Here is a 19,588-nt window from a genome sequence, read left to right on the forward strand (position 1 = left end):
TATTTAAGCCGGCGTATTTTAGCGACTTTTGCCATAAAGTAAACAATAAACCCTAAATACTTTTGTGCGTTTTTTGTACGGCCTTGAAATGCATGTAAATTTATTCGTATCTAAGACATGTTGGCGTGTATGGATTGAAATTTGTTCAACCAAAGGGCAAATTAATCACAGCCATGATGCAAAGCTTTCGCGTCCTGCTAGCCAACGTATTGATGTAAAAATTAATCTTAAAAGGGCAGTACTCGCCAATATTATTAAAAACTAAAAAAAGTGCTTTACCTAAAGTTAGCTTGAGGTTTTATCTTGTGTTTAAGCAATCAACTAGGGTAAATAATAATGAAATTAGAACACGTACATTTAGTAGTAAACGATATAAATGCCATGCTTAAATTTTACCAAGCAGCCTTTCCTTATTGGTCTATTAGAAGTGAAGGGCATAACACCTGGTATGGCAAACCTAAGCGCTGGGTACATTTTGGCGACGATAATCACTACATTGCTATAAGCGATAATGGCGAGCATAAAAACAGAGATTTGGCAGGGCATCAAGTCGGGCTGGCTCACTTTGCCTACGTTACAAACAACCTAGACGCTGTTATACAGCGCTTAAAACACGCCGGATTTAGCATTGATAAAGAGGGTGCAGAAAACCCATTTAGAAAAAACGTATATTACTTAGACCCAGCAGGATTCGAGGTTGAGTTTGTGCAGTATATGAGTGACATTCCAAGCGAGCGTAATAACGACTTATAAAATAGGCAGTAAACAACGGTGTAGAAAAGCGCATAATATGGCTTTTCTACCCATTGTGTTTTTACCCGTATTATTTATTACTCACCCCAAGCTGGGCCTTTAAATCATTAGCAAAACTCACAAACTTTTCTTTAATGGTGCGTTTAACTTTTACCTCCACCGAACCTAAAACTGTTTTACCTTCGAGGTTAATTGTGGGGCCTTGGCGCTTATTAAGCGACACCGTTTTGTTTTCAAAACTACCTAATATACAAAACATTTTAGAAACTACATTAACGTGCTCTGGTACGTAAATTTCTTCGCTGCCAAAAATACAATTTACATGCACGGTAACATGTTGGTGGGCAAAAATAGCATCAGTAAAATCTAAAACAATCGACCCCATATAGTTTTGAATATAAATATTTTTAGGCACCACCCATTGGCCGCTACGCTCGCTTGAGCCTAAAATGCTTCGCAGTGTTAAGTTTTCTTCATCCGCTTGTTGGGCACTGTAGTTAGGGGCAAATTGCGTTTGCTTTTGAGCACTGTACTGGGTATCTGTAGTAAGGGTTAAATCCTCTACTAAATTAAGTAACGCAGTATTTTCGGTTGCTTCCATTGCACTGTCTAAGCGCCTTTCAAAGGCTTCAGCTGAAATAACGCCATGGCTGTAGTTATAAATAAGTTGATCTATCACTTGTTCGCGAACTTGCTCTATTGGGCGGTCTTCAATTTTTACAGACATGGGAATAATCCTTTTTATATGAGTTACCACTGTACATAGCAAGTGGTGTACCAAAATTTAACTATTTATATATCAATGATTTATTGTTTTAGTAGCGTCGCTTAATTTATTATATTAACGATAGATTAACCAAAACAGCAATATAATCGTTATTTTCACTACTTAAGAAAGTTTTACCTAATAGCCTGTAAATGTTTACTCGGAGGTATTTTTATTTATACCCAATAAAATAGCTAACTTTATGAATTTAAAGTGTTAATAAAGTTGGCCTAAAGCTCGCATACATAAAAGTGTCTTTAATCAAAAGGAGAAAGATTATGAAAACATTCAACAAATCTATGATTGCGGCTTTAGTTCTAGGTACTACAGCTATGGGTGCTCAAGCGGGCACTTGGGAAAATGAAAGTAAAGATGCTTGGATTGATGGTAAGGCAGAAACAGTGCTTCTTATGAACACTAATCTAAACAACTTTGACATTAACACTGATGTAAAAAATGGCAAGGTAGTACTTACAGGTAAAGTAAACAGCGACCTTGATAAAGAGCTAGCTGAAGAACTTGTAATTAGCCTAGATGGCGTATCTGATGTAGAAAACAACCTAACTGTTGTGAAAAACATGGATATGGACGACAAAGATCGTGACACTATGGATGATGACGATAACGACTTAACTGACGCTAAAATCACCACAGTAATTACTACACGTTTCTTATTTGACTCAGAAGTTGACGGTACAGATATCGATGTTGATACCGACAACGGTATAGTAAAACTTAAAGGTTCTGTTGAAACAGAAGCTGAAAAGCAGTTAGCAGTAAAAATTGCTAAAAATGCTGAAGATGTTCGTGACGTAGTAGATGAACTAACTATTGTTGCTGAATAATACACTATACTAAAAAGCCCAGCTTAGCTGGGCTTTTTGCTTGTCATTTTTAAAGGAGCTATATCATGGATATCATTCGTATAATACTGTCGATTTTATTACCGCCACTGGGTGTATTTTTACAAGTTGGTTTAGGTATGCACTTTTGGCTAAATATTTTACTAACTTTACTGGGTTACTTCCCTGGTTTAATTCACGCTATCTACATTATCGCTAAAAAATAATGTGTGGTGTGTTCAATGTGAGCCGGCCACTTTTTTATAGTTATTAAAATTGTAAAAAAGCGGCTTACATACTTCTGTGTTTATTTTTCTGTTATTTCCTGCCTATTCGCATGCAAAAAGATTACTATTTAAGCAGTCAGCTTACTGATTGTTAAAATAAAGGTTTTTGCTAGTGACAAGCCTTAAAAAACTTTTTATACTGCAACCCGCTTTAGTCGCTCAGTGGCTAAACGCTTCAAAAATTAACTACCTCGTAGTTATACAAAGTTGGCCCCTTAGCTCAGTTGGTTAGAGCACACGACTCATAATCGTTAGGTCCCCAGTTCGAGTCTGGGAGGGGCCACCACTTTTCAAAGCTTCCCAAGTAAATACCTATTAACAGAAATTACCCTGTGCTACCTCTGCGCTACTTTTTATTTCTATATAATAAGAACGAAATAGTTAACACTTTATATAGATCTATTGGTAAAGTGTATAATAAGGTGTATATTTAACTGTAAAATTCACTGTCAATTTAGTTGTAGCGTATGAATAAGTTTATTTTGGAGCATTCTCCATTAGTAATGGCTTTGGTCGATTTGAGATTCACGACTATCCCGAAGAAAAAAATAGAGCAAGGTTTAGAGGATTTTAAAAGTTCTCTTTTTGATCTTGGACTATCAATTTTTCATGAATCAGAACTTAATCAAGTTGAAGCTCAACCAACTACCGAAGGGCATCTTGAGTTTAAGACTCATAAGAATCAACGTTTTGACTTTCTGAGTTTGCAGCGCAATAAAAGTGTAATTCTAACTACAGAGTCTTTATGTTTTCGAACAACTGATTACAAGCACTTTGATGAGTTTAAAGATTTTTGGACACTAATAATTGAAGCCTTTTTCAATAGCTTCCCGCAAGCAAAAAACGCTGGGATGCGTCGAATGGGGCTTCGATATACTGATGTTTTTCTACCTCAACAAGACGATCAATATACAGATTACATAAGTGAAGAGTGGATTTCACATACACACAGAGCCAGTCAGTTAAGTACTCTGAATACTTTTAGGCAGCAAAGGCAAACAGATCATGGAATTATTAGAGTTGAACTGGAAGAAAGGCTTCCTGATAACGGAACCATTGAGCTTTTCCCTCGTGATATACAGGATCCCCCTCCAGTAAGTGTCTCAGTTAACATTAAAGATATTTGGAAAACTGCATCTCCCAGTAAGTATGCACTTTTAGATGTTGATCATTCATGGCTGCCCAACGAAAAAGAGGTGATGGGGCTGTCTATCGAAACGATAAACAAATCTTTACAATTATTGCACGGAGATAGTGCGGATATCTTCTGGGGCATATTAAGCGCTCATGCGGAAAAGGTTTGGAATAAAAGGGAAATAGGAGAAGTTTTATGAATTCATTTGCTATTAGTTCATCAAGTAGAAGTAGTACCTTAGTTAAAGCTGGCGTACTAATTTTGACAGCTGCAACAGCCGCAAGTGCAAACGCTCAAGTAGCCGAGAATAAGCAAATTTTACTTAATGGTTGGGATTCACAACAGCCTGATACTACTAGATTTACTGCATTGAGAAGTGGTGATGTATCGGTAGTAACAATTTCTAATTTAAAGCCATTAAGCTATCAAGAGAATAAAAATATAAAACCAATTTCAACAACAGATATGTTACATACAATATTTTCCTCTCTTGGTGTTAGTGTTTCTGATTTAGAGCAAGTCATTGGAGTTAAAAGAGCTACAGTATATAACTGGAAAAAAGGTGGAGATATAAAAGGAGATGCAACTTTTAAAAGGCTGCAGGAGGTATTTTCAATTGCTCAAGAGATCTCTAACTTCAGCTCTAAGCCTTTTGGTCGCAAAGCTAAAAGTGTCATATTAGACGGAAAATCATACATAGAATTACTTACTCAGGATAATTTAGATCGTCCCAGAATAGTTGAGCATGCAAGAGTTCTTGCTAACCAAAATGAAAAAGGCTTAGAGAGGTCAAATAAACCAATCTCTTCGATGAATGACATTAATTCACTGTCGGGAGAAGTGTTTATTAATGGATAATCCTACCGATTCAAGACAGATACTTCTGGAACTAGAATGGAGACAAGGAAGTGTAATTAGCTGCCAACAGTTATTGGCAGCAGCAAATGAACACGGGATTCCTATCCCTGAGCTACCCGATAATCCAGTTGCTCATATTATTATTATTAGCATGAGCTGTGATGTTGTATATGGTGACTTTGAAGTATTACCTAATGTAGAAGCACAGGTCTGTTTTCTTAACCCAAAGGCTAAAAACTCAAATGCTAAAATCATAGATCCAAGGAAAATGGTTCTTGTACATGATAAAAATAAGTTTGATATTAACATGAATGGCGCTGTGTCTTTCAATAGAGCACTCCTTTTGCATACCAAACCAACTTCAAAATTATTACTTGATTCTCTCAATTCGCTACTTAGATGGAAGGTTGCGCAATATAATCGTCTGGCTCTTCCTGAAGAATTAGTAAATCGTATTGGTAACGCACTTAGAGATAATAAATTTCAAAAATGGGTTAAACAGTACGCACACTATTTTGAAGGGATTTTCATAGAACTTAATAGCTTTGAAGAATTAAAAGAAAATGAAACATATGCGTTAGGTATTATATGTGTAGTAAACGCGGCTAAATTAAATGATGAGGTTAATATAATTGAACTAAGCTCTCAATTTGAAGAGCTAATTATCCAGCCAATAGGTGAGGTAGAAAAAGTTATGCTCCTAAATGATACTTATGATCAAGAGGGGCTAGACGCAGTAATAAGCTCAAATGAATTTACGTATGATATGTTAAAAAGGTTTAGGCGATATCCTTTTGATCATTTCTCATTGGATCCTGAGCAAAATGATGCCCCTGTTTCAATTTGAGTTAGAGACGAGCTTTTTGTTCTGTGAGGTGATCATCTTAAGATTTGTTCATGATGCCTGTATACAATTCGATGACCTCAAATAACTTAAGATAGAATAAGATTTTAACTAAATGAAATATACAAACTAAAAGAATAGTTACCTCAAATAAACTTCAGTAATTTCAGCCCTGAAATGACCGAGCTCTTGTGACACAGTTTCGAGAGCTGTTGCTCTACCCAAGCCTAATTTTTTTAGCTCATCCATTCTTTCTTGTGCGTAGCTATGCCTGAGGCCATGACCGCCTTTACCTTTTACTGTATAAATACTACCTTCTCGACCAAGCCATTTACTATCTAGTGTAGGGCGCTTGTCTGCTTTACGCTCTAATACTTTGGCAATTGTTAAAAGTTCATGGGCTCTAACCCTGCTGCGTGGGCTATTTGTGTAGATAAATTATATTTTCTAGTTTGATGTTCACTGATTGCGTGAGCTTGGCTGGAGTGTAGGCACGAGACTTTTCGATTACCTCTTTTTCGTATTTTTTAACACTCAGTGTTTCTTTTATGCTTGTATTTTAATATCGAAAGGCGATGGCTGGATTTGCATATAAAGATTTAAATAGGTGAATAAGTAGCCTCTAGCAATGGCTTGCTAGAGGCTTTAACCAATTAATTTACTTGGTACTTACTGTTAGTACGAATGTAAATAGTGGCTGTTTTGTCGCTAGTGTTCTCAATCGTGTGGGTAAAGTTACCGGTTGATTCTACATAGCTGCCTGCGCTTAGGTTTTGCGCTTTATCTTGCTCGCTTGAGTTGTACTCAACGGCGCCGGCTATAACAACAGCACGAAATTCGCTTGCATCTGTTTTTATTTCACCTTTAAAGCCGGCAGGAAGTTTAATCATTGAGCCGTTCATATCGGCTGTACTTCCCCAAAGGTAGGCGGTTTGCACGCCTTGGGCGTTAATGTCGTTTAAATCGCTGCTGTTTAGCCATACCATGTTGTCTGCATGTAGGTTTAACGGGCGCTCACCATTATCAAACTGGGCATTAGTTGGTTTAACTAAGTACGGCCCTGAGTCGATTTCTAAGTAAATTAAATTTGTTTCAGCATTGGCTGCAGTGGTGTGGTTTTCACCTGCTGGTTGTGTCCAAAACGAACCCGCTGGCATCCACATTTTTTCGGCTGTTGGGCCGTCATTATGCATTTGTCCTTCAATAACGATACCGCGGTAGGTAATGTTGTGAATGTGCGGCGGAGATTCAAAGCCTTTTTTAAAGCGTACTAACATGCCTGTTGCAGTGTCGGTTGTGCGGTTTCCCCATAAATCTGCAGCGCCAGGGCTTTTATCACCACGTAGCGGGTTTAAGTAACCCCAGTCAATATTGCTTGCAGCAACAACTTTTGATGCGCTTTGCTCTGCAGAGGCTGGCGTTGATATAAGTGTTGCAACCAGTGCAAGAGTTGATGCGTTTAGTAAAAATTTCATTTAAAAGCTCCGTTAAGTTGGTATAGCGCTATAGTACGGCTTAAAATTCAGTCAATAAATGGGCATAAGTTAAATACACTTTCGCAAAAACGTGGATAATAACGTTATAGTTACGCATGCTGGTTTATGCAATAAGAGGGTTGGATGAAAATAGCTGATTTACAAGTATTACTCAAAGTGGCTGAGCTGCAATCAATTACAGCTGCTGCAAATCAATTAGATATGAGCTCATCGGCTGCAAGTGTCTCATTAAAGCGAATAGAGCAGGCGCTTGGGGCACAAATATTTGTACGCACAACAAGGCAAATTCGCCTCACGCCCGAAGGGGAACGGTATTTACCTCTGTGTCAGCAGGCTCTCGATTTATTGCAACAAGGGCAAGTGCTTATTCATGAGGAGCAGCAATCTATTAGTGGTGAAGTGCGAATAGCAGTGTCATCGGAAATGGGGCGCAACCTTATGCGGGTATTGCTAAATAACATTATGGATAAACACAGTGAAGTGACGCTGCGCTTACAAGCAAGCGACAGCCGCGCTGATTTTTACCGTGATGGAATTGATGTTGCGCTGCGCGCCTTAACTAAAGAGGCCGCACAGGAGCTAAATTTATACGGCTTTAAAATTTGTAACATAGCACACGTGCTATGCGCCTCGCCAGATTACATTAAAAAGCACGGTGAGCCGTTAACGTCAGATGACCTACTGAATCATAATGCCCTTTTATATAAGCTCTACGAGGTAGTGCATGATGGGTGGGAGCTGTATAACGATAACCAAAAATACAAGGTTAAAATGAGCAGCGACCGCGCCGTTAACGATGGCGATATAGTAAGGCGTTGGTGTGTTGATGGCACCGGGATAGCCAAAAAATCGGCCATTGATGTAGCTGAAGATTTATTAGCGGGCAGACTAAAAAGGTTAATGCCCGATTACAAAATCCCCCTCACTGAAATGTGGTTAGTACTGCCTAGCCGCCAGCTTATAACGCCTGCCATTAGGCTTATTCGTGACGAGTTAAAACACACTATTAGCCAATTAAGAAAAAACCTGATTGCGCAAGGGATAATTAACGAGCAAGAGTGGCCCGATTCACCCTAGTGCACCTTACGCGAGGTTAGTGTTGCTAGCCTTGCGCCTTTAAAATTTAATTCGCTTTCCTGTGGTGGATTAAATTAAAATACACGCTCTTCTTTTATGTTCTATTTTCTAATTATTGGGCTTATTGCTCAGCCGATCCTATATTTATTCTAAGCAAGTGTTAGTTAAGTCCTTTATCCATTTACAGGTATCGTATGTTACTTAAACAAAAAGTTTATATTAGTCTTATTTTGGCTATTGTTGTGCCGTTAGCGGTTTCTACATTTTTATTTTCAAATAGTATTCAAAATCATACCGATGAAAAGCTCGCAAAGGTTGATTTACCCACCGCACTGAGTGAAGTAAAAAGCAAAATTGAACTCGAACTTGCCACTCCTATAATTGTTGCCAAAGAAATTGCGCAAAACAGCTTTGTTAAACAGTGGCTAAGTAACGGTGAGAGTGAGCAAGCAAGAACCGATTATATTAATTATTTAGCCAGTATTAAAAAAGATAACAACGCAGTTATTGCTTATATAATTTCCAAAAATACCAACAACTATTACACCGATATTGGCATATCTAGACAGATAGATAGAAGCGAAGATGTATGGTTTGATCAGTTTTTATCCTCTAACAGACCCTTTGAAATAGCACTGGATATAGATAAAACCACAAATAGCATGGTAGTTTTTATTAACTATGCACTGCAAATTAACGGCGAGCGTACCGCCATTACCGGCGTGGGGCGCTCGCTCGATTCTATGATCAACCTAATTAACGAATACCGTATTGGCGAAGCCGGCGTGGTGTATTTGGTCTCTGATGAAGGTGAGGTAATGCTTCACAGTGACAGAAGTAAAATGGGTCAAAAAATTAATATTAACGATATTAAAAATGGCGCCATTATTAGTAAAACAATGGCAGGTGAAGATTATGTTGTGTCGAGTACGCCTATTGAGTCATTAGGTTGGCATTTAGTGGCAGAAGTGCCCGAGCAGCAGTTATACGGGCCAATAAATAGTGCCATTAATAGCAATTTATTATTTGGTGTGATCATCGCCATTATAGGCTTTGTCTTGGCCAGAGTTTTAGTGTCGCAAATATTTAAACCCATTGAAAACATAACCGCTGCAGTGAGCGCGTTAACTAAAAAAGATGGCGATTTAACCGTAAGGCTGCCTACTAACGATAACAACGAAATATCAGAGCTTGCCGCTAACTTTAATTTATTTTTAGAGCAGTTACATGGCATGTTTAAGCAAGTGTCGGACTCAGCAAACCACGTTAAAAGCATTTCAGAAAATGTGTTAGTGCAAGTGCAGGGGGCGGCTAACTTGGCCGAGGTGCAATCATCGAGCACGCAAACGGTGGCGGCAGCCGTTAACGAAATGGAAGTAACCGTACAAGACATTTCAAACAGTGCCAGTAACGCCTCTGACATTGCGACTTCAACAGAAGAAGCGACTCATAAAGGGGTGGAGTTTGTAAATAGCACGATAAAGCAAATGGAGCAGCTAGAAAACGCCATGGCTACCTCGGTTGCCTCGGTAACTGAGCTTTCAGGAGAGATAAAGTCAATTACGCAGGTGCTTGATGTTATTAAAGCAATATCGGAGCAAACTAACTTACTGGCGCTCAATGCTGCCATAGAAGCCGCGCGGGCAGGCGAACACGGCCGTGGTTTTGCCGTTGTAGCCGATGAAGTAAGAACCCTTGCTATGCGTACTGCAGAGTCGACCGAGCAAATTAACGAAATGATAGACACGTTAAATTCTAAGGCTTCAAGTACGGTGTCGGCTATAGAGCTTGGCAGTAAAAATACCCTAGAAAACGCCGAACGTTTAAAAGTAACGGGGAGTACCTTAACGGGTATATCTCAAGAAATTGTTACGCTAAGTGAGCTAAATAGCTCAGTGGCTACAGCCACCCGGGAGCAAACGTTGGCTACCTCAGAAATTAGTCAAAATGTGGTGATGATTTCTGATTCTGCTGAGCAAACAAAACAAAATATGAAAACCTCAGAGCAGCTATGCAATGGGCTAAATGAAGAGTCGAATATATTAAAAGACTTACTGGGTAAGTTTACGCTTTAAAAAAGTGACAACATTAAGCTAAAAAACGCGTTGTAACTTAGTTAATCTAAGCTTTGGTTAAGAGGTTTATTACCAAAGCTTAGGTTAATAACAACGCGTTTTAAACGGGTTAATTTTTACGGTAAATTTCGTGTTGAATGTCGTAAATATTAACGCTTAAGCTGTCAGAATCTCGGCAATAAGTTTTTAAACACTCAAGCAAGCGCTCGCTTAACATTTGTTTTTGTTCAATAGAGCGCCCGGCCATGATATGCGCCGCAATATGAATAAACCCTTCTTTTCCTTCACCTAGCTGGTATTGCTGATAAGCAATAGCGCGGGTTTTAATGGTTTCTAAGTCAAACAAACCACTTTGAAAAGTCGCGTTGTGCACTTTTTCAACAAGTACTTGCGGTAATACAGGAAGATCTTCAGAGTGTTCAATAATAATGTGCGGCATTTACGCGTTTCCTATTATGAGTTACTACGTGGGCGTACGTATAATTGTACCAAAGCCTGAACTGTGCGCTAACCCCTCAATGGCCTAAATTTAGTTGTATTAATTTTTGATGGTAGTATAAAAACAGTCACGTGAACCTTCGCTTATAAAGCAAAATTAAGGATTAATATGAAATTACCACACCGCTTTAAACGTTTAGCTGTGCTATTAAGTGCAGTGGTTACCTTAAGTGCCTGCTCAGATGATGTTGCATCGGTGAGCTTAGGGCTGTTTACTACTAAAGATGTAGTGGTAAATTCCCAGCAAGACCCACTAGTAAAAGGGGTTACGTGCCATATTAGCCATATTGAGGCCGATTTAGATTTTTCAGATCCCTCTGATATGTCTATTGCGTGTCGCCAAACAGGGCCAATTACAGCCGATATGTTACAAGCAATAGATCGCAGTAAGTCGGGCGAAGTGGTGTTTAAGTCATCAAAAAGTATTTTATTTAAATCGCTAAAAGTGCGCCGTATTTACGATGCACAAAACCGCACATTACTGTACTTATCGTACTCGACTAAAGAGTCGAGCGGCAGCCACCACCACGCACTTTCAACTGTGCCTTTATACAATACACAAGCTTGGAACTGGGCACTTGAACAAAAATAAGAGCACACTATGTTAGCGTTATTTAAATCAAAGCCGCTGCTAGAACAAGCCGAGCAGCAGTGGCTAATTGATACCTTTATTTGGGCGGTAGAGCACTTTGATGCCGCATTTTTTACCAAGCATACGCAAATAATATTGCCAACGGTGGCGCATTTTCCTGATTCGGTATCGAGTATTGAGGAAATGGCCACTAAGGTATTTGTACGAGTACGTGATTACGCAGGTATGAGTGCGTGGCCAATACAATTAGTTGCGCCACAACAGTTACAGCCGCAAGTATTTCCGCATTTTGAATTTGCTGAACACTTACGCGGAGAGCAAAGCCAGCTTATTGTACCGCCAAGCCATACGATTAATATCTCATTTAACCCTAATCAAATTAATCAGCCGCAAGATTTAGTGGCCAGCTTTGCCGGTACGCTGGCTACTGTATTAATTCATCATGTTGGGGTGTTACCGCCAGGTGGTAAAGACTACTTACCACAAGCGGCAGATGCGCTGGCCTGTTTTTTAGGGTTTGGGGTAATGATGAGCAACACTGTGTATCAATTTAAAGGCGGGTGTGGCTCGTGCTATAACCCTTATGCTAATCGTGAAGCGAAGCTAAGCGAAACCCATACCGTATTTATGCACGCGCTGATTAGTTATTTTAAAAACGATCGTGTCTCTAAAAAACATTTAAAGCCACATTTGCGCAGCCAATTTAAAAAAGCCCAAAAAGAGATCAAAGCATTAGTTGATAACTCTGCTAATCCACTATTGCTTGCCTATGCACCAACTTAAACCGGATACTTGTGAACTACTTAGACGAATTTTTACTGATTGCCATCGCCCACTTTTTTGCAGTAGCCAGCCCAGGCCCCGACTTTGCCGTGGTGCTCAAACAAAGTATACAGCAGGGCAGGCGTAACGCCCTATGGACAAGCGCTGGTGTGGGCGCTGCTATTTTATTACACGTAGGATATTGCGTATTAGGGGGAGCGCTAATTTTAACGCAGTCGCCTAATTTATTTATGGCATTAAAGTATGTTGCGGGGGCGTATTTAGCCTATTTAGGCGTACAAGCATTAAGGGCAGCCAAACCACCGGTAAATAAAACAGACAACATAGAAAACAAAACAGCCCCACAAGAAAGCGTATGGCATGCATTTAGGCGCGGCTTTTTAACCAACGCGCTTAATCCTAAAGCCACTCTCTTTTTTATGTCGTTATTTACCTTAGTTATTAGTGTAACTACACCAACTAGCGTGCAAATTGTGTATGGGGTTTATATGGCTTTGGCAACGTGGGTGTGGTTTTCTATGCTTTCTTTAGTGCTGTCAAAACCCAGTGTACGGGCATTTTTTCAAAAAAGCGGCTATTGGTTTGACCGGGGTATAGGTGTTATTTTAATTGCTTTAGCCATTCGTGTAGTAATTTAACCCTAGGGAGAAGTCATGCCTATTTATAATTTTTCGTTTGGATCGAATATGTCCTCTAACCGCTTGCTTGCGCGTTTACCAAAAGCAAAGCGAGTTGGCACAGCTGTACTAAAAGGCTATGAGCTTACGTTTAATATGCTATTTAAAGATGGCTCGGGTAAGTGCAGTATTCAAAAAAGTGATGACCAAAACGCCTTGGTATATGGCGTGGTGTATGAACTTGATGAAGCCGAAAAAGCAATTTTAGATACCATAGAAGGCCCAGGCTACGATTGCGTGGCTATTAAGCCCACTTTGTTAGATGGTGAGCAAATAGAGGCCCATTGCTATATTGCTAACACTCACGATAACGATGTACTGCCATACGACTGGTATATTCAGCACGTTCATCGCGGCGCGCTTGAGGCGGGCGTACCAAAAGAATACAGTGATGCAATACTTAATCGGCCGCATAAGCCCGATACAAATAAAGAGCGTGCTGATATTGAATTTGCAGTGCACCAAAAATAATAAGGATAACCATGAAACTCACTAAATTAGCCAGTTTAGCGTTGCTTGCCAGTGCCACTTTTAATAGTTGGGCACAAATTAATACCACGGACTTAGAAGAGGTCATTAACACCTCAATGGCACGCTTTGACGTACCGGGTATGGCGGTAGCGGTTGTGCAAGACGATAAAGTTGTGTTTGCTAAAGGGTTTGGGACAAGCAACCTCAATACAAATGCAAAAGTGAACAAAGATACACTTTTTGGTATTGCCTCAAACACAAAAGCGTTTACCAGTGCAGCGCTGGCTAAGTTGGTTGATGAAGGTAAGTTAAGCTGGGATGACAGGGTAATTGACCACTTACCTGAGTTTAGGTTGTACGACTCCTACGTCACCCGCGAAATGCGTGTTCGTGATTTATTAAGCCATCGCAGTGGCTTAGGGCTTGGGCAGGGCGATTTAATGATTTGGCCAAGTACTGATAAATCTATAAAGGATATTTTAGCCGGCCTACAGTATTTAAAACCAGCCAGCAGCTTTCGCAGCCAGTATGCCTATAACAACTTAATGTTTGTAACCGCAGGCGAAGTGGTGGCACGTGTATCAGGAATGAGCTGGAACGATTACATCGAAAAAAATATATTACAGCCTTTGCACATGGATAACTCGCGCGCGGGCTTTTCGCGTATTCCAAAAAGCAATAAAAACTGGGCAATTGGCCACATACCAATGGATGGCAAGCTCAATCCTTTTTTTGTTAACTACCTAGAAGACTTTAGAGGTGCAGGGGCTATTGCATCAAGCGTAAACGATATGAGCCAATGGTTACTAACGCAGTTAGCTGGCGGAAAAATGCCAAGCGGCGAGCAACTATTTAGTGAAAAACAGCAAGCGCAAATGTGGCACCCGCATATTACCTCTATGGCTTCTAAAAGTGCGTATGAGGCCTATCATCAGCAATTTAGAGGCTATGGGCTAGGTTGGAGCATTGAAGATTACCATGGCTTTAAAAAGCTAGGCCATGGCGGGGGCATTTTAGGTATGGTGTCGCAAGTTACATTATTGCCTGAGAAAAAGCTCGGCATTGTTATTTTATCTAATCAGCAAGCATTTAGTGCACTTTCGGCAGTAACCCACGAAGTGCTAGAAGACGCCCTTGAGCTTGAAGATAAAGACTGGGTTGAAGAGTTGGCTAAAAAACATTTTGCGAGTAAACAAAAAGCCTACGCCAATGCAAAACCCGACACCCCAGCAGATTACCAGCCACAGTTACCTAATATAAATTACACCGGCACGTTACATGACGATTGGTACGGCGATGTAATTATTGAGCAACTAGATGGCAAACTACGTATTGATTTTACCCATACCAAACGCTTAAAAGGCACGCTTGAGCATTACACAGGTAATACGTTTATTGTTAAGTGGGATGAAAAGCTACTCGAGGCCGATGCGTTTATTCGTTTTGATATGGGCGCAAACAACCGTGTTAATAGCGCAAAAATGCGCGCGGTATCAACAGCGGTAACAGACTTTAGTTTTGATTTTAGAAACCTTAATTTAAAAGCTAAGTAGTGATGCTATACACCAAAGTCGCAAAGCCACCGTAAGGTGGCTTTGTTATATTAAGCACTCACATTAAAGGAGCGTTTATGCGTACTGCAGTTATTTCACATCCTCATTGCCGTAAACATAAAATGATTGACGATCATCCTGAGTGCCCAGAGCGCCTAGACGCTATTGCCGATAGACTTTTGGCAAGTGGGGTAGATATTGGCTTAACGCATCTACAAGCGCCTAAAGCGCAGCGTGAGCATTACTTATTAGCCCATGATGAGTCGTTAGTTAACCTTGTGGAGCGCTTAGTTCCTGAGCAGGGGCTACATAACCTTGATGGCGACACTTGGCTTTGTCCTGATTCGTTTAAAGCGGTAGAGCGCGCCGTAGGAGCTGGGTTGTTGGCTGTAGATGAAATACTCGCAGATAAACTCGATGCGGCGTTTTGCGCTGTACGCCCGCCAGGGCATCATGCCAATGCACACGCTTCATCTGGGTTTTGTGTATTTAATAATTTAGCTATAGCGGTTAAGTATGCCCAAAGTAAAGGCATTAAACGTATAGCAATTGCTGATTTTGACGTACACCATGGTAATGGCACCCAAGACATATTTATAAACGATGAAAACGTATTACTTTGTTCGCTATTTCAATACCCATTTTACCCAAACACGGCCGTAAAAAATAACAGCCACATAGTTAACTCCCCTTTGCCAATTGCCAGTAGTGGCGATGATTTAAAAGAAGTGTTTAATACCCAATGGTTGCCAAAATTAAAAGCCTTTAAGCCAGAGCTGCTATTTATTAGTGCAGGGTTTGATGCCCACCTAGAAGATGACATGGCAAGTTTAAAGTTTGTAGAAGATGACTACAGCTGGCTTACAGAGCAATTATGCGACGTTGCAAAAGAGAGTGGTTGCAAGGGGGTTATATCTTACCTTGAAGGGGGCTATGCGCTATCAGCATTAGGAAGGAGTGCTGTAGCGCATATAAAAGTGCTTAGTGAGTACTAAGACCAATCCGCAATAATACTTAATTAAGCGAATTGGTATAACTAAGGGTTATAAACCTAGTAAATCAAACGCCTGCTTGGTATTAAGGGTTTTAATTTTGCCAAGGCAGCATTGCCCTTCATTTAATAAATAAGTGGTGACCAGTTGCGCTAGCTGCTCCTGTGAAAGAGGGGCGCATGCAGCGCCTTGCAGGTCAACGTACTCACCTTGCTTGTTCAACACACGCACATTACTAAGCTCACTTTGCGTAACGCTGTGCAAACACGCTTCTTGTTCTTGTTTATCGTGCGCTATTTCAAGCTCATTATAAACAATTAATAACTGTGGAAAGCTGTTTAGCATAGTTACCCTACTGTTACCTCGTATGAGGTAAATTTACGCACATTAATAACGCCAGTATCAAAAATTAAGTACTGACCTTTTATACCTTGCAGCACGCCGCTTACTACTGGGTTTTTATCAAAATTAAACGAACTAATTTTAGTAGGGTACTCTGTCACCGGAAAGTTTAAATCAACCACGTCTTCATCAAGTTGCTCTATGGCTGTGGCACCAAATAACTCGCTTAGCTCGTTTAATTTATCGCTAATTTGCGGGATCAGCTCTGCCGCAGCGGCTTTAAGGTCAATGGCTTCGTTTTGACCCTTTAGCATGTTACGCCAATTGGTTTTATCGGCAATAAACTCGGCCAATGCCACCTCAACTAAGCCTGATTGCAAACGTGTTTGTACTTTAAAAATAGGCAGTGCTTGAGTGGCGCCTTGATCAACCCAACGTGTCGGTATTTGCGTATGGCGAGTAATACCTACTTTAAGCCCTGAGGTATTGGCTAAATACACATAATGCGGGATCATGCAGTTTTCTTCGCCCCATTGCGGCTCGCGGCAAGTGCCTTTATCGTAATGGCAAGTTTCTGGTTTCATAATGCACATATCGCAGCTAGCAAGCTTGCGCATACACACAAAACAGTGGCCTTGCGAGTAACTCTTTTTGGTTTTTTTGCCACAGTTAGAGCATAAAATGGTACCGCTAAACGTCAGCGTTAACTCTTTACCAATGAGTGCGTTTAGGTCGACTAGGTTGTCGCCCACAGGAAGATGATATTGAACCGGCTCTGTTAAGCTCGATTTTAATTTACGCAAAGTGCCTTGCATCTTTACTTGGCCCCTAAAGATGTTGATATTAAAACGTGGAGTTTAACATCTTTAAACTGTATTGGCTTTTTAAGAAATACAAATAGTCATCTAGGGGGAGTGGCTTAGCGTATAGGTAACCTTGCGCTCTGTCGGCGCCCATTTCTTTTAATAAGTGGTGTACATCTTGGGTTTCTATGCCTTCCATGGTTATAGATAGTCCTAGGTTATGTGCCATATCTATAGCGGTTTGCACAATCACTTTATTGGCGGTGTTATTCGTTAAATCAAATACAAACGATTTATCTACTTTGAGCTCCGTAAAGCGATAATTAACCAAATAACTTAGCGATGAATAGCCAGTGCCAAAGTCATCAAGGACCACGCGCACCCCTAAATCAGAAAGCTCATTAACCAACGAAATAAGCGCTTCGTGGCTTTCGACTAATGCTGACTCCGTTAATTCAAACTTAAGAAGCTGCGCCGGAACTTGGTATTTTATAAGAATGTTTTCGACTTTTTCGGCTAGGTTTTTAATCGACAGATTTTTAGCACTTAAATTTACGCTAATTGGGTGATCGTTATAGCCTTGCTCGGTTAGTTTGACGATATCTTTACAGGCTTGCTCAATAACCCATAAGGTAAGCTCGTTAATAATACCTGTGTGCTCAGCAAGGGTGATCAGCTCTTCTATCGATACGCCTTTAAAAGCCGGGTCGGGCCAACGTAGCAGCGCTTCAGCGCCACATACTTGATTAAAGTTCAGCCCTATTTGAGGTTGGTAATACAACGCAAGTTGGTTGTTTTTAATCGCTTGTTGTAATTTAGCGGCCAATGCCACATCCATTAATATATTACTGCCGTTAGAAGCGCTTACTACTAAATCGTTATTACTTTTAGCTTTTTTAAGTGCCAAGTAACCCCGTTTCGTCCAGTATTCAAAGTCGTCACTGTGGGCTGCGCTACTAATCCCTATGTTATAGGTAAGTTGTAAGTTTAAGCCTTGAATTTCGTATTGTTTGGGTAGGCTATTTATAACTTTAATTAAGGCCCCTTCAAGTGACTCCTGGTTTTGGTTTTTAGTAGATATGCAGGCAAATACCCCGCTGCCTAAGTCGGCTAAGCGGGGGCTGTTATTAAAATCTGTATCTAGGTTGGTAAATTCGCGCTCATGGCTAAGCTCTAACTCTATTTGCTTAGCCACATGCTTTATTAAAGTGTAGCCCTGTGATGGGGTAATAATGGTATTGAGCGAGTTAAAATGGCGGATTTTAATTAAACACAAGGTGGTATTTCGCCCCTGCGCTTGTAAGCTCATAAATGCTTGCTTTAATTTGGCACTGTTAAGTAATTTAGTTTGCTGGGTATGTGTAGCATGATAAAGCGCACGCTCGCGCTGGTAGCGCACTCTATCGGCAAGTGCCATAGCCATTAAAATAACTTCACACAATATAGCCACTAAAAACGCGTGACGAATCGCAAAGCTATAATCCAAATAGCCCGTTAATTCTAACGGCTGTATTGCCGCGCCAACAATGAGGGGGACCCACGAAAAAACGTAGAACTTCGCCCACCTAAAGCCCGTGCGTAGTTTGTTATAAATTAAAATAACACACGTAATATATAACAAGCTTAATACACAAAAAAAGATGGGTGCTGCAATGTACTCGGGTATAAATAAAGTGGTGATTGATAATAAAGATATTAAAATAAGTAGCGCTTTACTCATTTTATAGCGCCAGCATTTGTCCTTGTGGTAGCGCAAAAACATGGTGCAAAAGGCGAGCGTAAAAAAGGCCATTGCGTAGTTTGAAAAAATCACTTTTTCGTGTAAGTACAATTGCCACTCTAGGGGCCACAAGTAAAAGCCAAAGCCCATTACAATGCCCATTAAACACAGCGCACTAATTATATAGCCTATATAAACTAAATAAACGCGGTCTTTAATCCCAAAATAAAGCACTAAATTATACAGAGCAGCCATTAATAACACGCCGGCAAATATGCCCCAAATGCCGGTTTGCGAGCGAACTAAATCAACAAATTCTTTATGGCGATACAAATTAACTGGGGTTTTGCTGATCCCCGTTGTATCTATTTTTATGGCTAAGCGCTCTGTTGTTTTACTCTCAAGTGCAAAACGTATATGCGGTACGCTATATTGAAAAAGCGTGAGAGACTTTACTTTATCACCTAATTTATAGCTTTCTATAAGCTCATTTCTTTTGTTTAACCGATACACGCTTAGGTGATCAACCATCGGGTTATCAAAATGGGCAACAATGTCTTGAGCATCCAAACTTTTATTTTCAAGGTCTATAAATAGCCAATAGTTTTGCTGCTTAAAGCTCCACTGAATATCGGTTAACGGCTGGTGGGTGATTAGCTCGGGATTTAAAATAATATCGTTGAGTGTGTGAGATTTACTTTCATCTATGTAGTAGGCAAAGTCTAAATATACAGGCGTGGTTTTATCGATGGTATAGCGAGTCGGCACAACCAGGTTAGAAGCGAGTGTGCTAATAATATAAAATATGAAAATCAGTATGGCTATGGCCGCGGCATGATAACGTAAAGTTTTCGTTTCCAACGTTGTATACTTGTAATAAATCTTTTAATTAGTGTAGCACTAAAAAAGCGCATATAAACTGCGCTTTTTTAGTTAAATTTTTAGGGCCTGCTTATCCTTCAGGATTAAAATTTGTTCTAACTAGGGACGATTTAATCGTGGCGCGAGGTTTGTAACCTAGTGG

General features: G+C 40.2%; 20 protein-coding genes and 1 tRNA gene. 15 read left to right on the plus strand and 6 right to left on the minus strand.

The features are described 5' to 3' along the window. Window positions 1–336: 336 nt before the first annotated feature. The gene (locus tag B4F91_RS10030) at window positions 337–753 is read left to right on the plus strand and encodes a VOC family protein (RefSeq protein ID WP_004587607.1); all 417 of its coding nucleotides are present in this window, start codon (window positions 337–339) and stop codon (window positions 751–753) included. A gap of 70 nt (window positions 754–823) precedes the next feature. Here B4F91_RS10030 and B4F91_RS10035 read toward each other — a convergent pair whose 3' ends face one another. After that, complete coding sequence (locus tag B4F91_RS10035; protein WP_286937065.1) at window positions 824–1,480, minus strand: LiaF domain-containing protein; 657 nt, start codon at window positions 1,478–1,480, stop codon at window positions 824–826. Window positions 1,481–1,797: 317 nt separating this feature from the next. Here B4F91_RS10035 and B4F91_RS10040 point away from each other — a divergent pair, with 317 nt between their 5' ends. The 6 genes from B4F91_RS10040 to B4F91_RS10065 all read left to right on the plus strand — a co-directional run bounded on the left by B4F91_RS10040 (window position 1,798) and on the right by B4F91_RS10065 (window position 5,488). Next, a complete protein-coding gene (locus tag B4F91_RS10040; RefSeq protein WP_004587605.1) occupies window positions 1,798–2,364 on the plus strand; it encodes a BON domain-containing protein in 567 nt (188 codons plus the stop codon). A 65-nt stretch (window positions 2,365–2,429) separates the two neighbouring features. Further along, complete coding sequence (locus B4F91_RS10045) at window positions 2,430–2,588, plus strand: YqaE/Pmp3 family membrane protein (RefSeq protein ID WP_004587604.1); 159 nt, start codon at window positions 2,430–2,432, stop codon at window positions 2,586–2,588. Between the two features lie 269 nt (window positions 2,589–2,857). Next, a tRNA-Ile gene (locus tag B4F91_RS10050) sits at window positions 2,858–2,934 on the plus strand. Window positions 2,935–3,115: 181 nt separating this feature from the next. Continuing rightward, complete coding sequence (locus tag B4F91_RS10055; RefSeq protein WP_286937067.1) at window positions 3,116–3,982, plus strand: TIGR04255 family protein; 867 nt, start codon at window positions 3,116–3,118, stop codon at window positions 3,980–3,982. Next, a complete protein-coding gene (locus tag B4F91_RS10060; protein WP_286937069.1) occupies window positions 3,979–4,641 on the plus strand; it encodes a hypothetical protein in 663 nt (220 codons plus the stop codon). Before B4F91_RS10055 ends, B4F91_RS10060 begins: the two co-directional genes overlap by 4 nt. Continuing rightward, the gene (locus B4F91_RS10065; protein WP_286937071.1) at window positions 4,634–5,488 is read left to right on the plus strand and encodes a hypothetical protein; all 855 of its coding nucleotides are present in this window, start codon (window positions 4,634–4,636) and stop codon (window positions 5,486–5,488) included. The genes B4F91_RS10060 and B4F91_RS10065 overlap by 8 nt, the downstream gene beginning before the upstream one ends. Before the next feature lie 650 nt (window positions 5,489–6,138). On the opposite strand, the gene B4F91_RS10075 is transcribed toward B4F91_RS10065, so the two are convergent. After that, the gene (locus B4F91_RS10075) at window positions 6,139–6,960 is read right to left on the minus strand and encodes a DUF4437 domain-containing protein (RefSeq protein ID WP_286937073.1); all 822 of its coding nucleotides are present in this window, start codon (window positions 6,958–6,960) and stop codon (window positions 6,139–6,141) included. 144 nt (window positions 6,961–7,104) lie between these two features. On the opposite strand from B4F91_RS10075, the gene B4F91_RS10080 reads away from it, so the two are divergent. Together B4F91_RS10080 and B4F91_RS10085 are read left to right on the plus strand one after the other, a co-directional pair. Further along, entirely contained in the window at window positions 7,105–8,058 is a 954-nt protein-coding gene (locus B4F91_RS10080; protein ID WP_286937075.1) for a LysR family transcriptional regulator, read from the plus strand. Window positions 8,059–8,252: 194 nt separating this feature from the next. Next, complete coding sequence (locus B4F91_RS10085; RefSeq protein ID WP_286937078.1) at window positions 8,253–10,133, plus strand: methyl-accepting chemotaxis protein; 1,881 nt, start codon at window positions 8,253–8,255, stop codon at window positions 10,131–10,133. Window positions 10,134–10,242: 109 nt separating this feature from the next. Here B4F91_RS10085 and B4F91_RS10090 read toward each other — a convergent pair whose 3' ends face one another. Beyond that, complete coding sequence (locus B4F91_RS10090; RefSeq protein ID WP_154945206.1) at window positions 10,243–10,572, minus strand: 5-carboxymethyl-2-hydroxymuconate Delta-isomerase; 330 nt, start codon at window positions 10,570–10,572, stop codon at window positions 10,243–10,245. 168 nt (window positions 10,573–10,740) lie between these two features. On the opposite strand from B4F91_RS10090, the gene B4F91_RS10095 reads away from it, so the two are divergent. The 6 genes from B4F91_RS10095 (at window position 10,741) to B4F91_RS10120 (ending at window position 15,702) form a co-directional block, all read left to right on the plus strand. After that, window positions 10,741–11,223, plus strand: coding sequence for a CreA family protein (locus tag B4F91_RS10095; RefSeq protein WP_004588642.1), 483 nt, complete (start codon window positions 10,741–10,743; stop codon window positions 11,221–11,223). Between the two features lie 9 nt (window positions 11,224–11,232). Beyond that, window positions 11,233–12,006 (plus strand): hypothetical protein, encoded by a 774-nt coding sequence (locus B4F91_RS10100; RefSeq protein WP_024031425.1) that lies wholly within the window; start codon window positions 11,233–11,235, stop codon window positions 12,004–12,006. An 11-nt stretch (window positions 12,007–12,017) separates the two neighbouring features. Continuing rightward, a complete protein-coding gene (locus tag B4F91_RS10105) occupies window positions 12,018–12,644 on the plus strand; it encodes a LysE family translocator (protein WP_286937083.1) in 627 nt (208 codons plus the stop codon). 15 nt (window positions 12,645–12,659) lie between these two features. Beyond that, window positions 12,660–13,154: a gamma-glutamylcyclotransferase family protein gene (locus B4F91_RS10110; RefSeq protein WP_286937085.1), complete on the plus strand. Its 495-nt coding sequence runs from the start codon at window positions 12,660–12,662 to the stop codon at window positions 13,152–13,154. Window positions 13,155–13,165: 11 nt separating this feature from the next. Continuing rightward, a complete protein-coding gene (locus B4F91_RS10115; RefSeq protein WP_286937086.1) occupies window positions 13,166–14,707 on the plus strand; it encodes a serine hydrolase in 1,542 nt (513 codons plus the stop codon). A gap of 77 nt (window positions 14,708–14,784) precedes the next feature. After that, entirely contained in the window at window positions 14,785–15,702 is a 918-nt protein-coding gene (locus B4F91_RS10120; RefSeq protein ID WP_096740212.1) for a histone deacetylase family protein, read from the plus strand. 48 nt (window positions 15,703–15,750) lie between these two features. Here the strand turns inward: B4F91_RS10120 and B4F91_RS10125 are convergent, their stop codons facing one another. Genes B4F91_RS10125 through B4F91_RS10135 form a run of 3 tightly spaced genes read right to left on the minus strand, consistent with a single transcriptional unit; the run spans window position 15,751 to window position 19,425 of the window. Continuing rightward, on the minus strand, window positions 15,751–16,044 hold the full coding sequence (locus tag B4F91_RS10125) for a hypothetical protein (RefSeq protein WP_004588636.1): 294 nt from the start codon (window positions 16,042–16,044) through the stop codon (window positions 15,751–15,753). A gap of 2 nt (window positions 16,045–16,046) precedes the next feature. Then, window positions 16,047–16,856, minus strand: a complete 810-nt coding sequence (locus B4F91_RS10130) for a DUF2797 domain-containing protein (RefSeq protein WP_055252638.1) — start codon at window positions 16,854–16,856, stop codon at window positions 16,047–16,049. 28 nt (window positions 16,857–16,884) lie between these two features. After that, window positions 16,885–19,425 carry an EAL domain-containing protein gene (locus B4F91_RS10135; RefSeq protein ID WP_286743617.1) on the minus strand — a complete coding sequence of 847 codons (2,541 nt, stop codon included), beginning with the start codon at window positions 19,423–19,425 and terminating at the stop codon, window positions 16,885–16,887. Between the last annotated feature and the right edge of the window lie 163 nt (window positions 19,426–19,588).

The sequence above is a fragment of the Pseudoalteromonas sp. UBA6610 genome (assembly GCF_002433295.1).
Lineage (GTDB): Bacteria > Pseudomonadota > Gammaproteobacteria > Enterobacterales > Alteromonadaceae > Pseudoalteromonas > Pseudoalteromonas atlantica.